This window comes from Aquimarina gracilis, assembly GCF_035285365.1.
GTDB lineage: Bacteria > Bacteroidota > Bacteroidia > Flavobacteriales > Flavobacteriaceae > Aquimarina > Aquimarina gracilis.
In genome coordinates, this window is the sequence record NZ_JAYKLX010000002.1 from 323,017 (window position 1) to 341,838 (window position 18,822).

Annotated in this window: 18 protein-coding genes; 8 read left to right on the forward strand and 10 right to left on the reverse strand. The window is 35.3% G+C overall.

What is annotated here, in order from left to right; genetic code table 11:
• Positions 1–10: 10 nt before the first annotated feature.
• Positions 11–1,489: a T9SS type B sorting domain-containing protein gene (locus U6A24_RS04420; RefSeq protein WP_324178730.1), complete on the reverse strand. Its 1,479-nt coding sequence runs from the start codon at positions 1,487–1,489 to the stop codon at positions 11–13.
• 286 nt (positions 1,490–1,775) lie between these two features.
• On the opposite strand from U6A24_RS04420, the gene folE reads away from it, so the two are divergent.
• From folE to U6A24_RS04445, 5 genes are all read left to right on the forward strand, one after another.
• Positions 1,776–2,453 carry a GTP cyclohydrolase I FolE gene (gene folE, locus U6A24_RS04425; RefSeq protein ID WP_324178731.1) on the forward strand — a complete coding sequence of 226 codons (678 nt, stop codon included), beginning with the start codon at positions 1,776–1,778 and terminating at the stop codon, positions 2,451–2,453.
• A gap of 41 nt (positions 2,454–2,494) precedes the next feature.
• Positions 2,495–3,991 carry a cysteine--tRNA ligase gene (cysS, locus tag U6A24_RS04430; RefSeq protein WP_324178732.1) on the forward strand — a complete coding sequence of 499 codons (1,497 nt, stop codon included), beginning with the start codon at positions 2,495–2,497 and terminating at the stop codon, positions 3,989–3,991.
• Positions 3,992–4,013: 22 nt separating this feature from the next.
• On the forward strand, positions 4,014–4,268 hold the full coding sequence (gene yidD / locus U6A24_RS04435) for a membrane protein insertion efficiency factor YidD (RefSeq protein ID WP_324179013.1): 255 nt from the start codon (positions 4,014–4,016) through the stop codon (positions 4,266–4,268).
• Between the two features lie 50 nt (positions 4,269–4,318).
• A complete protein-coding gene (lgt, locus tag U6A24_RS04440; protein ID WP_324178733.1) occupies positions 4,319–5,254 on the forward strand; it encodes a prolipoprotein diacylglyceryl transferase in 936 nt (311 codons plus the stop codon).
• Between the two features lie 71 nt (positions 5,255–5,325).
• A complete protein-coding gene (locus U6A24_RS04445; protein ID WP_324178734.1) occupies positions 5,326–6,387 on the forward strand; it encodes a glycoside hydrolase family 5 protein in 1,062 nt (353 codons plus the stop codon).
• Positions 6,388–6,490: 103 nt separating this feature from the next.
• Here U6A24_RS04445 and prfA read toward each other — a convergent pair whose 3' ends face one another.
• Complete coding sequence (prfA, locus tag U6A24_RS04450; protein ID WP_324178735.1) at positions 6,491–7,567, reverse strand: peptide chain release factor 1; 1,077 nt, start codon at positions 7,565–7,567, stop codon at positions 6,491–6,493.
• A gap of 174 nt (positions 7,568–7,741) precedes the next feature.
• Here prfA and U6A24_RS04455 point away from each other — a divergent pair, with 174 nt between their 5' ends.
• The 3 genes from U6A24_RS04455 (at position 7,742) to U6A24_RS04465 (ending at position 9,816) form a co-directional block, all read left to right on the forward strand.
• Positions 7,742–9,094, forward strand: a complete 1,353-nt coding sequence (locus U6A24_RS04455; protein ID WP_324178736.1) for a cytochrome P450 — start codon at positions 7,742–7,744, stop codon at positions 9,092–9,094.
• Positions 9,095–9,136: 42 nt separating this feature from the next.
• The gene (locus U6A24_RS04460; protein ID WP_324178737.1) at positions 9,137–9,517 is read left to right on the forward strand and encodes a hypothetical protein; all 381 of its coding nucleotides are present in this window, start codon (positions 9,137–9,139) and stop codon (positions 9,515–9,517) included.
• 101 nt (positions 9,518–9,618) lie between these two features.
• Positions 9,619–9,816, forward strand: a complete 198-nt coding sequence (locus U6A24_RS04465) for a hypothetical protein (RefSeq protein WP_324178738.1) — start codon at positions 9,619–9,621, stop codon at positions 9,814–9,816.
• Here the strand turns inward: U6A24_RS04465 and U6A24_RS04470 are convergent.
• From U6A24_RS04470 to U6A24_RS04505, 8 genes are all read right to left on the reverse strand, one after another.
• Positions 9,813–10,808 (reverse strand): hypothetical protein, encoded by a 996-nt coding sequence (locus U6A24_RS04470; protein WP_324178739.1) that lies wholly within the window; start codon positions 10,806–10,808, stop codon positions 9,813–9,815. The two genes, U6A24_RS04465 and U6A24_RS04470, sit on opposite strands and share 4 nt — an antisense overlap.
• A 63-nt stretch (positions 10,809–10,871) precedes the next feature.
• Entirely contained in the window at positions 10,872–12,053 is a 1,182-nt protein-coding gene (locus U6A24_RS04475) for an AIR synthase related protein (RefSeq protein WP_324178740.1), read from the reverse strand.
• Positions 12,054–12,178: 125 nt separating this feature from the next.
• Positions 12,179–13,669: a carboxypeptidase regulatory-like domain-containing protein gene (locus tag U6A24_RS04480; RefSeq protein ID WP_324178741.1), complete on the reverse strand. Its 1,491-nt coding sequence runs from the start codon at positions 13,667–13,669 to the stop codon at positions 12,179–12,181.
• Between the two features lie 186 nt (positions 13,670–13,855).
• Positions 13,856–15,331, reverse strand: coding sequence for a CsgG/HfaB family protein (locus U6A24_RS04485; protein WP_324178742.1), 1,476 nt, complete (start codon positions 15,329–15,331; stop codon positions 13,856–13,858).
• A gap of 6 nt (positions 15,332–15,337) precedes the next feature.
• On the reverse strand, positions 15,338–15,742 hold the full coding sequence (locus U6A24_RS04490) for a curli production assembly/transport component CsgF (protein ID WP_324178743.1): 405 nt from the start codon (positions 15,740–15,742) through the stop codon (positions 15,338–15,340).
• An 11-nt stretch (positions 15,743–15,753) separates the two neighbouring features.
• Positions 15,754–16,479: a CsgE family curli-type amyloid fiber assembly protein gene (locus U6A24_RS04495; RefSeq protein ID WP_324178744.1), complete on the reverse strand. Its 726-nt coding sequence runs from the start codon at positions 16,477–16,479 to the stop codon at positions 15,754–15,756.
• 25 nt (positions 16,480–16,504) lie between these two features.
• Positions 16,505–17,026 (reverse strand): hypothetical protein, encoded by a 522-nt coding sequence (locus tag U6A24_RS04500; protein ID WP_324178745.1) that lies wholly within the window; start codon positions 17,024–17,026, stop codon positions 16,505–16,507.
• A 90-nt stretch (positions 17,027–17,116) separates the two neighbouring features.
• Positions 17,117–18,550, reverse strand: a complete 1,434-nt coding sequence (locus tag U6A24_RS04505) for a hypothetical protein (protein WP_324178746.1) — start codon at positions 18,548–18,550, stop codon at positions 17,117–17,119.
• Positions 18,551–18,822: the final 272 nt, after the last annotated feature.

Genomic DNA, 18,822 nt, shown 5'->3' on the forward strand with positions numbered 1-18,822 from the left:
ATTTCCTTATTTACCTGATTAGTGAAAAATTACCTGCAAAAACTCTCCTTCGCATATTAGGATCTGTAGGTTCATTGAATTCAACTCTAAACCAATAATCTGATGACGGCATTAGTTTACCATTATAGGTTCCGTCCCATCCTTCTCCACCGGGCCTTAGCTGTTTCAATAACTTACCATAGCGATCAAAAATGTAAATTAGTGCAGCAGGTTGATTTTCGATATTAATTAGACTCCATGTATCATGAAAACCATCTCCGTTTGGAGTAAAGTATTTAGGATAGCCCAAAATCATGAAAATATCTGATATCCGCTCACTTACCGGGCAACCTCTATATCTCGCTGCAACTTGATAATCTCCCGGAGGTACATTTTCAAAAACAGGTGAATCTTGATATGGTCTGTATTCGATAAAGCCATTACCTAAATCCCTATCCAATCTATATTCAAAATCTGTAAATCCTAATGCTTGGATATCTGTTGGAGTCGTGGTAAGCGCTGTTGTAATAGTATAACTTCCTGCAAAGGATTCTTCTGCCACTACTGGATTAACAGCAATCTCTATAGCAGATACATCTACAATTACTAATTCATCTCTTCCAACAATATCATTACCATTAATATCTGAATACCCTATCAATTCATAAACTCCTTCTTGTGTAGCCTGTAACACAGGGGTATCTGTTAATCCTTGGTCCCCTAATGGAGTTATCCATCGATACATTATTGCTCCTGGAAAACGCCCTTCAATTGAAACAGGAAATTCGCCACAGGTAGCAATATCTGGTCCAACACCAGGTTCTAGAATAGTACAATCTGTGGTCCCTGCATTGTCTTCACCCAGATTAGTTTGTTGCAGCTGTATAACTCCGGCTTCGTCAGAAAAATTAGTAATCAGAATAAAATAATATTCTCCGGTTTGAGCATTTGGGATGGTAAAGTTTTCTATAAAAATTCCTTCTTCAGGATTTCTGGCAAAACTACAATCGACAATACTCGTATTATCCAAATTCTGAATGTAATAATCTGGATCATCTACATTATTTACACATTCTTCGGGTCTTAGATTTTCCCCATCTCCATTATTATCACAACCTCTTGGTAAATCATCTCCGCAATTTATAAAAGAGGTTGTAAATGGTCCCCAAGCAATAAAATCCACATCAAGTTGCATTTCTCCTCTATCCAAATTATTATTACCATTTATATCTACCCATTGTTGAATATCAAAAATGAGCTCTCCTGCTTCATCAATTCTAAGAAAATACCAGGAAGAATTTCGGGTACTATCCAAACATCCCAATCCTTGAAAACTAATATCTTCACCTGTGATATTGGGAAATGTTAATTCTTGAGCAGCATCAGAACAAAAGGGTTGCGCCAATCTACAAGCTACATCAAAATCAAGTTGAGCATTTACCTTACTGATACTCAAGCATATTAAAACAAGAAACAATGAAATCTGAGGAATTACTTTTGCCATTTTCATATAACGTAAAAATTAAATTTTTCGTGTGTAGGTATAGATTAGGGCTTTAAATATACAGAACTTCTTCAAGAAAACCAGTATATCCAATTGTTTAACATTGCTTTTACCAACTAAAACAACAAAATCGTATCTTTGCAAACCATATTACGAGAGTAGAGCACTAATTCTTTCTCGTTTTGATCCAAAAGGTACTAAAGTGAGATAAATTTAAAAACTGTTTTCTTTAGATTCATCTCACTTTAGTATTACTTTTTGGAATATTCATATAATTAAAAAAATTTGAAGTGTGAAAATTGACAAGGCCCTTGAAGCTATTGAAGCGCTAGGTGATAATCATGTAGCTACTAGCGCTACCACTCCTTTGCGAGAAGATGCCTTTAAACTAAGTGACAAGGAAAAAATCGCTTTGATTAAAGAAGATGTAAAACATATTATGGAAACCCTAGGATTGGATCTTACCGATGACAGTCTTAAAGGTACACCCCAACGTGTTGCAAAAATGTTTGTAAACGAAATTTTCTCTGGACTTCATCCACAAAGAAAACCAGATGCCTCTACCTTCAAAAATCACTATAAGTATGGTGAAATGTTAGTAGAGAAAAATATTACAGTATACTCTACTTGCGAACATCACTTACTTCCAATCGTAGGAAGAGCGCATGTCGCCTATATATCCAATGGCACTGTTGTTGGTTTATCAAAAATGAATCGCATAGTGGATTATTATGCAAAACGACCTCAGGTACAAGAACGTATGACCATGCAAATTGTACAGGACCTTCAAGTAGTTTTAGGGACAGAAGACGTTGCCTGCGTAATCGACGCCAAACATTTATGCGTTAACTCTCGAGGCATTAGAGATATCGAAAGCAGCACTGTAACTAGTGAATTTGGAGGAAAATTCAAAGAAGAATCTGTTCGAAGAGAATTCCTAGATTATATTAAATTAGACACTACATTTTAAACCCTTTTTTCAAATACAAATCATTAGCATTTAATTAAATTATGGCTCCTAGTCCTATGTACAAAAATCAAGAATTAAAAATTTACAATTCAATTTCTGGGCAAAAAGAAACATTTAAATCAATTACCGAAGGTAACATAGGTATGTATGTTTGTGGCCCAACGGTTTATAGCAACGTACACTTAGGCAATTGTCGTACTTTTATTTCTTTTGACATGGTGTTCAGGTATTTGAAACACTTGGGTTACAAAGTACGATATGTACGAAATATTACCGATGCGGGACATTTAGAAAATGATGCCGATGATGGAGAAGATAAAGTAGCAAAAAAAGCGCGTTTAGAGCAACTTGAACCTATGGAAATTGTACAGCGCTATACCTTGGATTTTCATAATGTTATGTCTAAGTTTAATGCACTACCTCCTAGCATAGAACCAACCGCAACGGGTCATATTGTAGAACAAATTGAAATTATAAAAACCATCATAGATAATGGTTTTGCCTATATATCTAACGGCTCGGTATATTTTGATGTTAAGAAGTTCAATGAAACCAATAATTACGGAAAATTAAGTGGACGCAATCTTGAAGATATGATTGCCAATACTCGAGAACTTACCGCTCAAAGTGACAAGAAAAACCCTCAGGATTTTGCTCTTTGGAAAAAAGCAGAACCTCAGCATATCATGCGCTGGCCTTCTCCGTGGAGTGACGGCTTTCCGGGATGGCATCTTGAATGTACCGTGATGAGCACAAAGTATCTGGGAGAACAATTTGATATTCATGGTGGAGGAATGGATCTTAAGTTTCCACATCACGAATGTGAAATTGCACAAGGGGAAGCGGCTTGCGGGAAAACACCTGTAAATTACTGGATGCATGCCAATATGTTGACTCTTAATGGCAAAAAAATGTCTAAATCTACCGGAAATACTATCTCTCCGGCAGAATTATTTACAGGTAACAATAACTTTTTAGACAAGCCATTTGATCCTTCAATTGTTCGATTCTTTATGATGCAAGCTCATTATCGCAGTATTTTGGATTTTTCTAATGAAGCTTTGGAGGCTTCAGAAAAAGGGTTCTTAAAATTGATGGAAGCCATTCAAACCGTTGAGAGGCTACAAATCTCTAAAGAAACAGAAGGACTTGATGTAAATCAATGGATTTCTGAATGTTACGAAGCCATGAATGACGATTTTAATACACCGATTTTAATCGCCAAGTTATTTGAAGCTGTCAAATTCATTAATAACATAAAAGAACAAAAAGCTTCAATTAACGATGTAGATTTGATATTACTTCGTAATACGCTGGACGGTTTTGTATTCAACGTTCTTGGTCTTGTAAATATTAACGAAGTAGCTTCAAACACAAGTGACAAACTATCCGGAGCCGTAGAGTTATTGATTAAACTTAGAGCCGAAGCAAGGGCGAATAAGGATTTTGCAACAAGCGACAAAATAAGAGACGAATTATTAGAGATCGGAATACAACTAAAAGATAGTCGAGAAGGAACTACCTTTTCTTTAAACTAATAGATACTTGAGTTTAAGAGTGATAATACGACGAATTTTAATATTTCCATTTGTTATTTTGGTTAAACTATATCAAAACCTAATTTCACCCTTGACCCCTGCTACCTGCCGATATCAGCCTACATGTTCCCATTATACGTTGGAAGCATTACAAAAACATGGACTGTTTAAAGGAGGTTGGTTAGCCACAAAAAGAATTTTTAGTTGTCATCCTTGGGGCGGCAGTGGTTATGACCCGGTACCGGAAAGTGATACTGACGAAACAAAAAATCATTAATTCATTCTTATATAAATACCTATATTTACTTCGAAAAATAATCACAATACATGATACCATTAAAATTTGTTTGGAATCCAGTCGAAGGAATAGATCTTGGATTCTTTGTTATTCGTTTTTACAGCTTAATGTTTGTTGTAGCCTTTTCTTTGGGCTGGTATCTAATGAAAAAAATATACATTCGCGAAAACATTTCTTTAGAGAAACTGGATACAATCTTTATCTATGCGGTTGTAGCCACCTTGGTAGGTGCCCGCCTTGGACATGTTTTTTTTTATGATTGGGATTATTACAGAAACAACCTTCTAGAAATTTTATTACCTATTCGATTCAAACCAAAATTTGAATTCATAGGATTTCAAGGACTTGCCAGTCATGGTGCAGCAATTGGGATTATCATTGCTATGTATTATTATTCTAAGAATGTAATCCAAAAACATATCTTATGGATTCTGGACAGAATAGTAATCCCGGTAGCTTTTGGCGGGATATTTGTACGTTTAGGAAACTTTTTTAATTCTGAAATTATAGGAAAAGAGTCAGGTGATTCCGCTTTTGGTGTAAAGTTTATAAGAGAGTTCTATAGTAAATCTGAAGTCGTAAAAGAAACAGGAATAAGGAACATTAATGATGCCTACACTGCTGTGGCCAGCAACCCTAAATATTCAAATCTCTTAGACGCGGTTCCGTATAGACACCCCGCTCAATTGTATGAAGCTTTTGGTTATATTTTTGTCGCAATTATTCTATGGCTTGTCTATTGGAAAACAGACAAACGCAACAATCAAGGATTCATTTTTGGAGCGTTCTTAATACTGCTTTGGACCGTTCGTTTTATCGTCGAATATGTTAAGAAAAGCCAAGGAGGATTTGAAGATTCCCTAGGAGATGCTTTATCTACAGGACAATGGCTTAGTATTCCATTTATAATTGCTGGGCTATATTTTGTAATAAGATCATTTAAGAAAAAAGAAATTAATTCTTAAGACAAGGTTTTGTTTACACTAAATAAAGTATCCAGTCGTTATCAAAGCACGAATCACAGATATTTTATAGCATGAGATTACTATCCACATTTTTCATATTTGTATTATCTATTTCATTATTAAGTGCGTGCGAATCAGATTCTGATGCTCCTGGCCCAAGTACCGACGAGCAAGGAGAGGATAACTCTGGCGGAGATGGAAACAATGGTGATGGATCTACCGATACTCCTACAACTGCAGTTGCTAATTTTGGTTTATTGAAGACTTCAGGAAATAAAATTGTTGACAAAAACAACAACCCTATACAACTTAGAGGCATGTCTTTATTTTGGAGCCAATGGATGGGGCAATACTATACCAAAGAGGCTGTTAGCTGGTTAAAAGAAGATTGGAAATGTAATATTGTAAGAGCTGCAATGGGTGTTGAAGATGCAGATGGATATCTTTCTAATAAAGATTTTGAAAAACAAAAAGTATTCACCGTTATAGATGCTGCTATAGAGGAAGGCATTTATGTAATTGTAGATTGGCATAGCCACCATGCCGAGGATCATGTCGAGGAAGCCAAAACTTTCTTTGCCGAAGTAGCTCAAAAGTATGGAGATAAGGCGAACCTTATTTACGAAATATATAACGAACCCCTTAATGTCCCATGGAACGACGTTCTAAAACCATATCATGAACAGGTAATTACAGCTATAAGACAACATGATCCTGATAATTTGATAATTTGTGGTACTCGAACCTGGTCACAAGACGTTGACGAAGTTATTGGAAATGAAATAAATGACAATAACGTAGCATATACCCTACACTATTACGCTTCAACACACAAACAATTTTTAAGAGATAAGGCACAAAAGGCATTGGATGCCGGTATTCCTCTTTTTGTAACAGAATACGGTGTTACTGAAGCCTCTGGAGATGGTTTTATTGACACCGATGAAGCTAGAGTTTGGTGGGGCTTTCTAGATCAAAATAACATATCCTGGTGCAATTGGTCTATAGCTGATAAACGGGAAGCTTCTGCAGCACTAAACCCTGGAGCTAGTGGACAAGGTGGCTGGACAGAAGATGAAATCACAACGTCTGGCAAAATGGTTAGAGATGAAATTAAAACTAAAAATCCTTAATAACAACGGTGTGAATTGTTCAAAGGGCAATTTAGCAACTCCTTATAAATAAAAAAGCGAAGACAAATATCTTCGCTTTTTTATTTATACTACATTCTATTTTCTAAAATACTTCGTTTGACTCTTTCAACTTCTCGGTATTTTCTACTAACTGAAGTTCATCTATAATCTTTTGAATATCCCCGTCAATAATATTACCTAAATCATACAATGTAAGACCAATTCTATGATCGGTAACGCGTCCTTGAGGGTAATTGTATGTTCTAATTTTTGCAGATCTATCACCCGATGAAACCATACTTTTTCGCTTTTCAGAATCTGCAGCTTGTTTTTTAGCCAGCTCTAAATCATAAAGCCTAGATCGCAATACTTTTAAAGCCTTCTCTAAGTTTTTATGAGAGGATTTCTGGTCCTGGCAACTAACAATCATTCCAGTAGGTTCGTGATGCAATTTAATTGCAGAATATGTTGTATTTACAGATTGCCCTCCTGGACCGGTAGAAGTTGTTCTTTCTATCCTAACTTCGGTCATATCCAGTTCTACATCAAACTCTTCTGCTTCTGGCAACACCATTACCGTAGCCGCGCTAGTATGAACACGCCCTTGTGTTTCGGTTTGCGGAACACGTTGCACACGATGTACACCAGCTTCAAACTTCATGGTACCATAGGCGTCTTCTCCGTTTACCTCAAAAATTATTTCTTTATAACCTCCACTGGTGCCTTCATTTAAATCTACAACACTAATACTCCAACCTTTACCTTCACAGTACTTTGTGTACATTCTGAAAAGATCTCCTGCAAAAATACTTGCCTCATCACCTCCCGTTCCTGCGCGAATCTCTACCACACAATTTTTGGCATCTTCGGGATCTTTTGGCACCAACATAAATCGGATCTTTTCTTCGAGCTCCGGTAGTGCCTCTTTGGCTTCTTCTAACTGCATCTTGGCCATTTCGACCATTTCGGCATCGCTTCCATCTGCAATAATCTCTTCAGCTTCTTTAAGATTATCGGTTAACTCAATATAAAGATCTCTTTCATCCATAATAGCTTTAAGATCTTTATATTCCTTGTTAAGTTTAATGTATCTTTTTTGATCAGCAATAATATCGGGTTGAATGATCAAGTCGCTCACTTCATCAAATCGTTGCTTAACAATATTTAATTTATCTATCATAATGCACTCCTTCGGTGTAAAGGTTACAAAAATAAGCTTTTTTATGCAAAGCACCTACCCCAGAGTGATAATCCAAGTAGGTTCTTGATCTTTTCTAAATAAATCTTTTTTTCTGGGTATAACTTCAAAATAATGAGTAATTTAAACAAGAAACCAACTTAGTATATTATGACGATGAGCTCTAAAATCATTCCTAGGGTTAAACCTCATAGCTGGTTATGGGGAAGTGTAAAACCCTACCAAAAAGACACCCTTGGATTTCTTCAAAGAAGTATTGAAACGTATGGCGATATTTTTCAATTTAGAACGGCGCACAAAAGAATTACAGTATTAAACAGACCCGAATATATCCAACATGTTTTACAAAAAAACCATCGTAATTATAAAAGGCATTTTGCTTACGAAGTTCTTAAGTTACTTTTAGGCAATGGTTTGATATGTATAGATGGTGAAAAATGGAAGGAAGAACGCAGGCTTATGCAACCTCATTTTCATAAGGAAAGCATACGGTCCTATTTCTCGATTATTGATCAATTTACAAAGGAAGCAATTAAACAATGGAATACCCGATCTGAGGTATGGCTACTTTCTGAAATGACAGAATTAACCCTGGACATCATTACCAATTGCTTTTTAGGAGGAAGCGTTACAAATGGTGCCGCTGTTGTTGAAAAAAACCTTCCATTCGCATTACAAACTATTATTGATCGTATTCATTCTCCTTTGCAATCTCCTCTTTGGTTTCCAACTGCTAAAAACAAAAAGTTTAAAAAGTGTATCCGAAATCTGGAAAGACTAGTCGCTGAAATTATAACAGAAAAAGAAAAAAAACCAATTGGTAATGACCTTATCACCATGTATTTGTTGTTAGAACGTAAAGGAGAAAATATCACCAAACAACAAATCTTTGACGAAGTCATTACCATTTTAACAGCTGGTCATGAGACAACCGCTATTGCTTTATATGGACTTATCAAAAATGTTTCTGAAAATGATACTATACAACAAAAAATCATTAAAGAATTCGAGCAAGTAACAAAAGGGAAACCTCTTTCTATTGAACATCTTGGCCAACTTGGTTATATAGATAATGTCATAAAAGAAAGTTTACGACTTAGTTCACCCGCCTGGACCATTGGAAGAGAAGTTATCGAAGATGATATTATAGATGGTTATTTGATCAAAAAAGGAGAATCTGTAATGACTAGTCCGTATTTACTGCATCGTAATAAGGACTTATGGAAAGATCCTAACGTTTTTGATCCTGATCGTTTTACAACAGAGTTACCTCATAAATTTGCTTATTTCCCATTTGGAGGAGGTCCAAAACTTTGTATAGGAATGGGGCTAGCTATTATGGAGATGCAAATTATTCTTTATCATATTTTGAACTCAGATTTTAAAATGGAATCATTATCTGAAAAGAAAATTGAATTCGAAGCCTCGATAACCCTAAGACCAAAAACAGACATACGCCTCGTGAAATCTCTAGCAAAACCTAAAAAAATACTTGAACCATTTCAATAATGGTTCCTAAATAGTTTTAAAAACTTACCTTTGTATATAGATATGAAATCATATTCTACTGCATATCGTACATTTTTACAATGGTTGTTTACAATTACCATTTTACTTGGTGTAGGAGGCTATTCTAATTATACGTCTCCAAAAAGTAAAGATGTAACTACAGAACAGCTAGTTTCAGTGCATAGGAGTACCGAAAAGTCTGTTTCATATGCATATTTTCTATCAAAAAGATACCATGTTGATGTTATAAGAATAAATAAATTTTTGATAGGTTTAAAAGATTATCATTCTAAACTAGTTCGTACGAAATCCAAGGAACTATATTCGATTTTTACTATTCCACAAATAGAGGTTTTTATAACCCTAATCCATAATAATTCTTACATTTCAGAAGATTCTTTTCATAACACAATGAGTTGTTAAACTCATTATCATGTGCCGTTTTGGCATTTTTCAATAATTCATAACTGATCACCAACTTCCTTTTACGATAGGCGTGATCATACTATTTATCTATTACAAAAATGAAAAGATTCAAAAAATTACTTAGGCGAATAGCCTTAATACTTCTTATTATAATGGCATCATTAATACCTGCTCCCATCTTTATTCAGAAAAAAGAAGGAAAATTTAATGATGACAACATCATAGAATTAGTAGAGCAAACTGAAGAAAAGACAGAGGTAGCAACCAAAAAGTTAGATCAGGAACTGAAGTCTTAATTAGCTTCTGTAATTGGTCCCAACTCGATAACTTCAAAGTTTTCTAGTAATACTTGCTGCAGGTTCCTAAGGTCATCATTATCCCAATTTTCATTGGGTGCCCCAGTGATGAACATATCAGAACCTACATCAGCAAGCATTAAGCCATATTTTTTCATTGCTCTTAAGATAATCTGATTGGTTTCAGAAAAACTGCTAATATCATAATCGGCTTTAAGACGTAATCTACCTCCAAAAGGCAATAGCTCGTTACTGGTAGCCCCAGACACCAAGTGACGAGCCGGATGTACATACCCTTCATATATTTTACTTCGGCTTATGGTAAAACGTATGGGATGATCAATTTCTCCTTTTTCTATTTCTGGATAGCGAACCAGTAATGGAAAAATGGGTAATCCGGCAGCATCTGCCGAAGTCCAGCCATCTGGTCTGAATTCTACGGTATTTAAATTAAATACCGCTGCCGAAGAAGCTTCAAAACCATTATCCACTTGATCCGCATTATATAGTTCATATAACATTCCATTTTCTATATTAACCGTTATGACATGGCTATCCCCTGCTCCATTTCCTTCGATAGGCGCATCGAGCGGAATGGGAAATGGTCCTTGATCACTCTCTCCACCATAATTTCCATCATAACCATTGGCTCTAAAACTAATAGGGACATTAGGCTGATTATTATTCACTACCACATAAGGTATTCCTATTGGTGACCCCTGATATAATCCACTACCAAAATCAGCAAAAAGATGTTCAGTTAGACCGATATTACTTAATATTAAATCAGAATTTGGATCTACCGGACTATTAGAAATATCTAAATTTAAAGGATGGTTTGCCGGAAAAAGTTGTATATCTTCTGTATCAGAAAGATCGGTACCAGTAACATCAGGATTATTTGAATCATCACTTGAATCATCTGATGAACAAGAAAAAATAAAGACCGATACAAAAAAGGTTAATAAAATATATGATTTTGGGGCTTTCATGATATTAAACTTTAGAATATCATAACGCCCTAATTCAATAAATATTTTTTAACACACTGTATACTAGCTATAGATGTACGTTCCAAACTCACTATTGATTGTGAGTTTCTTTTCTGCAGCAGCCTCAACTTTACCTACTATCTGTGCATCTACATTAAAGCTTTTGGATATCGAAATAATCTCATCGGCAATTTCGGGAGAAACATACAATTCCATACGGTGTCCCATATTAAACACCTGGTACATTTCTTTCCAATCGGTACCAGAATTTTCCTGAATTAATCTAAACAAAGGAGGCACATCAAATAAGTTATCTTTAATGATGTGTAGATTATCAATAAAATGCAAGATTTTGGTTTGTGCACCACCGCTACAATGTACCATTCCATGTATGGTATTACTATCAAACTTTGAAAGGATTTTTTTGATAATAGGAGCATACGTTCGTGTTGGAGATAGTACTAGTTTACCAGCATCGATTGGTGCATCCTTTACAGCATCTGTAAGATTTGTTTTTCCAGAATACACAAGATTCTCTGGAACTGAAGGGTCAAAACTCTCTGGATACTTTTGTGCAAGAATTTTATCAAATACATCATGACGGGCAGAAGTAAGCCCGTTGCTTCCCATACCGCCATTGTACTCTTTTTCGTAGCTAGCTTGTCCAAAAGATGCTAATCCAACAATCACATCCCCCGCCTGTATATTTGCATTATCAATTACATCTGAACGTTTCATACGTGCAGTAACTGTAGAATCTACAATAATAGTACGAACAAGATCACCAACATCGGCAGTTTCTCCTCCGGTTGAGTGAATCTGAACGCCGAAAGATTTTAATTCCTCTAACAATTCTTCAGTACCATTGATAATGGCAGAAATTACTTCGCCAGGAATTAAATTTTTATTTCTTCCGATAGTAGATGACAGCATAATATTATCTGTAGCTCCCACACAAAGTAAATCATCCACATTCATGATCAAAGCGTCTTGTGCAATTCCTTTCCATACAGAAATATCTCCCGTTTCTTTCCAATACATATAAGCCAAAGAAGATTTTGTTCCAGCGCCATCGGCATGCATGATCAAACAATACTCATCGTCATGGGTTAAATAATCCGGAACAATTTTACAAAAAGCCTTGGGAAATAGACCTTTGTCAATATTCTTTATTGCACTATGCACATCCTCTTTGGATGCTGAAACACCACGTTGTGCGTAGCGTTTACTTACTTCTTGACTCATTACATTGAAAATTAAAGCACAAAGATAGCTCAATTTAGTTCAAAGACTAATATTGAAATACAAAATTCCAAATTCCATAAAACAAAGTATGGAATTTGGAATTTATATTGTTTTTGTTTTTAAAACTACTCCCAATCTGGCATTGCAGAATTCTCAAGCAATGTGGTTCTATCTCCTAAATCTGAAAGGCGTACTACCTGGATATTTCTAGCCGAGATCCCATCATTCGAAGTATTAACGTAAATTACACTGGCATCATTAGGTGAAAAACGAGGATCAAGATCATTGGTTCCCGAAGTTTTATCTATAGATACATCTACCGTTGGATTTCCATTAAAATTGTGGATAAAAATATGCGAATCTAATCTTCGATAAGTTGTATTTTCTGAACCAGATATATCTCGTATATACAATAATTGGGTTCCATCTATTGATAGATTAATACCCCCTGCAGCACCGTTCTGACCAGTCAATACAGTGCCTTGTACTACTCCAGAAGTGTTTATAGTAAATATTTCTACCGAGTACCCATTGAGATCGTTGGTTTTTAAAGCTATTATGCCAGTATTTTCATTGTTATCTACCTCGGTAATAAGGTTTCCATTGGTGGTTTGATAAACAAGATTTAAACCACTTCCGGTCACATTTATTGAATACAGTTTATCTTGATTAGGAAATAATAGTCGAGAACCGTTTGCATCCCATGAGAAATCGACTTCTTCAAGGTTAAATCCTGAAACCCCTACTTGAGAAGTCACCTGTCTTACATCTGAACCATCTTCATTCATAGTGAACAAATGTGTTTGAGAACCTACTGATTGTAAAAATGCAATCTTACCAGTGTTTGTATTTCTTCTTGGTCGGAAGCTATTTTTTGATGTAGAAGTCAGCGCTATTTCAGTATTTCCACTCTCATCTGCAGAATAAATAACACTATTGCCGTTTACAAGCCTTGTATACACTACTCTATTATTTGGTGGAATCGCAGTAGTGAAAGCAAAAGTAGTACTATTGACAGGGGCGTTAATTTCGTCATTAGAGCTTACTTGCCAGAAGTATTTCGTTCCGTAAGAAAGCCCTGTAAGAGCATATGTAGTATCTGTAATATTTTCAAAAACTTCTACATTATCATTATCCTCATTCCTGAGGGTTACTGTAAACTTCAGTGTATCATCATCAGGGTCATTAGCACTCCAAACCAATTCTAAATCTATGGCGGTATCTACGGCATTATCTTTAGGAGTAAGCAAAGTTGCTGCATCAGGAGGTCGATTGCCGGCAGTTTCTACATCCATTTCAAAAACCACTTCTAACTCTCTTTCTGCTATTACAGTAATACCTTCAAAAACAGCGAGTAGCCCTTCTCGTTGTGCTGAAAGAGAATAATCTCCAGCAGGAACATTTTCTAATAAATAAAAACCTTCAGCGTTGGTAAAAACAGTACTTGAACCTGGATTTGTAGATATTTTCACATTCTCCAAAGGCTCGTTTGTCCCAACTCTAACTACTCTTCCTTTTACCGATCCCAAACCTTCTAAATCAATAGTATCTTCACTACAAGAAATTGTTACTAGTACTAGTAAGGCAGTAATTGTTTTTATGATAAATCCTTTCATCTGTTTATGCGTATTTTTCAGAACTCATACTTTGATATTGCTTGGTATAAGTATCAAATTGGCCATAAGTAATTCTGTTGGCGTATATGCACTTGTTATGGCTCATTTTCAATCTATGTTTGTTTAAATTCTATTCTAATTAATTGTAAATTCTACCCAATTCAATTGATAACCCTAATTTATCAGCTATCCTCTGGGTTTTAAATTCTCCTTTCTAATTCTTCGATTCCTGTCTCTAAGCTTTTTCAGTTCTGCATTTTTATCCTTTTCTTTTTTTCTAGCTTTTTTATTCATTTTAATTGCACTATCGAAATACCAATTAAGTCCGAAAGAGAAATTAAAATATTGATCGTCCCTTTTTCCTTGAGCTATATTATCTAATTTATCCCCTAATACTACATTATGTGTAGCATTTAATGACAACCCAATATTATTGGAAACCAAATATTCGATCCCACCACCATACTGAAATTTAAAGAATGTCCTATCAAAATCATCACTATTTACATTTCCCATTCCTCCGAAGAAAAAAGGCGATAATTTTTCGAATGGTAATAGCGTAACTTCGGCATTTAAATCGACAGCATTAAAACCTTCAGAAAAGGAATTTTGATTGTTCAGTTCAAATTTATTAATGCTTGCGTTTACATTTAAGAAAGGATTTAAATAATACCGTGCTCCTGCCCTTACCGAATAGGACAACTCTGCGTTATTATAATCTCCACTAATTAAAGCTGTACCCCCTTTAACAAATATCGATTTTTTGCCCCTTCTTTCTTTAAAATAACGCTCATACAAAGCGGTGTTTTGCGCTTCGTCTTTTTCTATCTTATAACTGGCTATCAGATTGTTTACGGTTTGAACATCTGCTTTGGGAGCCCATAATTTATCTTCAATACCTTCTACAATTAGGGATTCTACCGCTTTTTCAATAGCTTCGGATACCGCCATTTGCGCGGGTTCATTTTTTGTAAATCCAGTTTCAGCTTCAAGAAGTCTTCTAAACCTTACATATCTAAAGAAATTAGCATCAAGTGCCTGAGAAAGTATGGTTTTGGAAACATACACTGTTTTCAAAATTTTACCGCTAGATGTTGATACAGCTCTTAAATATACTGTGATTCTATCCTGCCTATATTGAGTAGAAGCTCCAACTCCAAAATATCGTGCTCCCAAACCTCCTGTAATAATATTTGTATCATAAGACACAATTCCTCCTTCTAATATTATTCCTGCATATAATAATGGAGGCAATTGAGGTTCATTAGGGTTTTTATTTTTTCTGTATTCTTTTCTTGTCGATCTAATGATATTTCTTTCATTAAGTAAATTGCTCAGGTTTTCTCTTTCGATCGGCACGAACCATCTTGAATCTTCGAGTGCTTTAATTAAAATAGTAGTTGCCCCCTGTGTAACTGCGGTACTGAATGTACTACCCGCTTCTGTTGGTTTATACTGCCCTGTTTGATCTCTAAATTTATATACCCCAACCACTACAGGTTCTACTGGGGAAGGGAAATCTCTAAGTGATTTGGTGACCTTTGAATCCTCACCAATTCTTGCATTTTCTATAACAATAGGTTGATTGAAATATGCTCCACATCCTGATAATAAAAGTGCGCAAGAAACAATTGCGATTACTTTATAAAATTTACAATGCATTAAAAATTAATTAGGAATTATTACTTGGGATTGGTCGCCGGTGCTTGTGTCTAATATATTGATGACTAAACCTTCTCCGGATGGAAAAATCTCTATAAATAATGTTCCGAAACTAAATGTTCCTTCGGTTAGCCCATCTTCACCAAATTGCTCATTAAACAAAGATCTTGAGATCTGACTTAGCAATTGGTTATTCAAACTTTCTGTGAATCGCTCCAAGTCTGATCTTTCATCTCTTCCCTCATCTTCTTCTGTAAACTTATTTTGTGCCTCTGCAGAACTTAACAACCATTGGTAATTAAAGGTATCTCCTCCGAAGGCAGGATTTATTGGCCTGTACACCAAATCTTGCCCCATGGATAGATTGCAGACTGCAAAAGCAAAAAATATTGTTATTATAAATGGTTTCATTCTTATTGTTCTTAATATTGAAAGATCTCGTTTTTTTGCTTTTTAAGATCTTTAAAATACTTATACACCTTTCGAATTGCAATTTTCGACATTTGTTCTAAATATTCCAAATCCGGTTTCCCAATAAATTGATGTATTACGTTATCTTCTATTTTAACTTGAAGTATCGTAGTTCGTCCAAAACTTAGTGTTTCATGTACTCCCACTATTTTACTTCCGTTTATTTGGTTAAGGGTATATGAATTGTAAAAAAACTCATAGAAATCTCTTCCTGGCTTTGTTTTCGTTTCTTCAATAACAATTCCTTCGAGTTCTATTCCATCTTCAGACACATCTTCTTCAATTTTTTGGGGCTTTTTTTCTTCTTTTTCATTAAATGCCAAACGATCCTTTGCAACAATTTTATCATCCTCATAAATAAGTAATAGAACAATAATTTTATCGGGATCTTTGCTACTCATAGTACCCGATGACAATTCCTTTGTTTCGTTTGCTTCTAAAGTAAATCTTTCTTCCTGGAGATTTTTTGTTAAGTTATTTTTAGCATCGGTCCTAAAAACGGTTAGTGTATATCGTAGACTTTTATACACTTCGGTTGTATTGGTGGCAGTAGCAACAGCGGTAATAGTCTCATCTACTGTTTCTACTTTGATCTTTGCTACTACATCTGTATTAGTGAATTGCGCGATCGAAACCTGAATGGAAAAGAAAAGAAATATGAAAAGCTTAGGCTTCATAAACACAAGTACTAAATCCCGACAGCTAAAAACTTCTTACAATAATAGTTTTGGCCTCCCCAGTCATTTTAAATTTTAAGTTTTTGGAAAGCTCATTCGCTCCATAACGTTCAAAGATCAAATTATTTCCTTCCTGAATTAATTCTAGCGAAGTAGAAATATCTGGATTAATGGTAAAATCAACTACAGAATTATTGTTCCCTGTTTGGGTAATCACTTTTTCGGTTTCTTTTACAAACTCTTCTAATTCAACCCTGTTTTCATTTCCATTTTGAAGTATATTAATATCCGAAAATTTGGCCGTAATATTAGACCGTATTATGTTGTCAGCACCTATTTGTTGAATGAATATAGAATTTGAAACTTCAGAAGACAAGTTTCCATTTTCTTGTGAAGGAATGTTTTCATTTACCTGTGATAAAGTAATAAACTTATCTTGATCAGAAATTAAAGTCTCACTTTCTTTATCAATATCCTGACCATATGATAAAGCACTAAACAAACATGTAAGTACAAATACTGATATAAAATATATTTTATTGTTCATACATTCAGAATTAAAAATTAAGAAAAGAGTTATGCTCATTAAATATAAGCATAACCCTTAACTTTAAAATATAAACTTTGTTAATTCTTATTATAATCCTCCAATTTGAGTAACTACTGCAGAGTTGTTTGTTCCAACCTGAAGAATTGTACTACTGTTTAAGCTTCCTCCTTGGGTAACAAAAGTAGAATTCCCTTCTCCTAATTGTACATCTTCAGCAAAATTTCCTGCTCCTAACTGGAAGATATCACTAACATTAGAGCTTCCATTTTGATCGGAAATAGCTACGTTTTCGTCTCCTAACTGGAACTGAATAACTTCGTTTTCACCTCCAAAAGTTGCTAGGTTTTGAATTGCAAATGCAACGTTACCATTTCCAGACTGAGTTTGAGTAACAACGTTGTTATCTTCTTCATGTCTTGCGAAAGCATCGTTTCCTTCACCAGTTTGTGACTGGTCTATAGAACCGCCTCTTGAAGTAAAGAAGAATCCACCTTGTACTGCATTAGCAATATTTCCATTACCATTTTGAGTTTGTAAAGCGATGTTATCTGTACCGGATTGAGTTACACTAGCATCGTTTTCATCTCCACTTTGCAATTGATCAGAGATATTATTACTTCCATTTTGTGATGCACTTGCAATGTTTCCATTACCAAGTTGTACCTGAATAGCGAAGTTATCTCCACCAAAAGTACCTAGGTTTTGATCTGCACTTGCACTATTTGCATCTCCAACTTGTCCTTGAAGAATTGTGTTATTATCCTCTTCGTGGTTAGCAAAAGCACTGTTTTCGTCTCCTATTTGTATTTGTTGTACTTCTCCACCTCTAGAGTCGAATACACTGCTCCCTTGTAGTGAAGTTGCAACGTTTCCTCCACCTTCTTGATCTTGAACCAAGAAATTGTCTGTTCCCCACTGCTCGGCATTTGCCAAGTTTGCTTCTCCTACCTGAAATTGTTGTGAAGCATTAAAGTCTCCAACTTGTGCAATTGATGCAGAGTTAAATGCTCCGTCCTGGTTAATATCACTGAAGTTAAACGCTCCTTCTTGAGTAGTCGATGCCATGTTACCATCTCCTACTTGAGTTTGAAAAGCTGTATTCAAAATTCCTTCTTGAGAAACCTCAGCACTGTTACCATTTCCTTCCTGTAGTTGCTCTGAAGAATTACCTCCTCCAAAAAGTGCTAAGTTTTGCGTAGCACTAGCAGAGTTCCCATCTCCTACTTGTACCTGGAAAATACCATTTGCATCTTCTTCATGTTGTGCAGTAGCAGTATTTTTGGTACCCTCTTGTGTTTGCTCTACTACACCATTTCTAGAATCAAAGAAATCACTTCCTTGAATTGCAGTGGCAGTATTTGCCATTCCTGTTTGTGTGGTCGTCGAAGAGTTTTCAGCTCCGATTTGTGTAACATCAGCGATGTTATCGTCCCCTGATTGACTAACGTTACTTGTGTTTGATTGCGCAACCATAACCGTTGCACTCAATAAAGTTGCTAGACTAAGAATTACTGTTTTCATACGTAATATAATTAAAATGATTTAATGAGTTTACTATTTTAAAATCTGCATAAGAACGCTTCAAGACTAGAAAAAATCTAATCCTTCAATCTGATCAATATTAAAGTATTTTTGGGGGACTCTAGGGGGTGTAAGCTGAAAGCTAATCTCTCAGCAGTGACAAATTTATGAAAATATAAAGGCTATTTTTATGAATTCTTCAACTATTCGACGAAATACGTTACGGAAAATCCGTAGAAAATGAATTAACTACGGATTTTTTAAGGATTTAA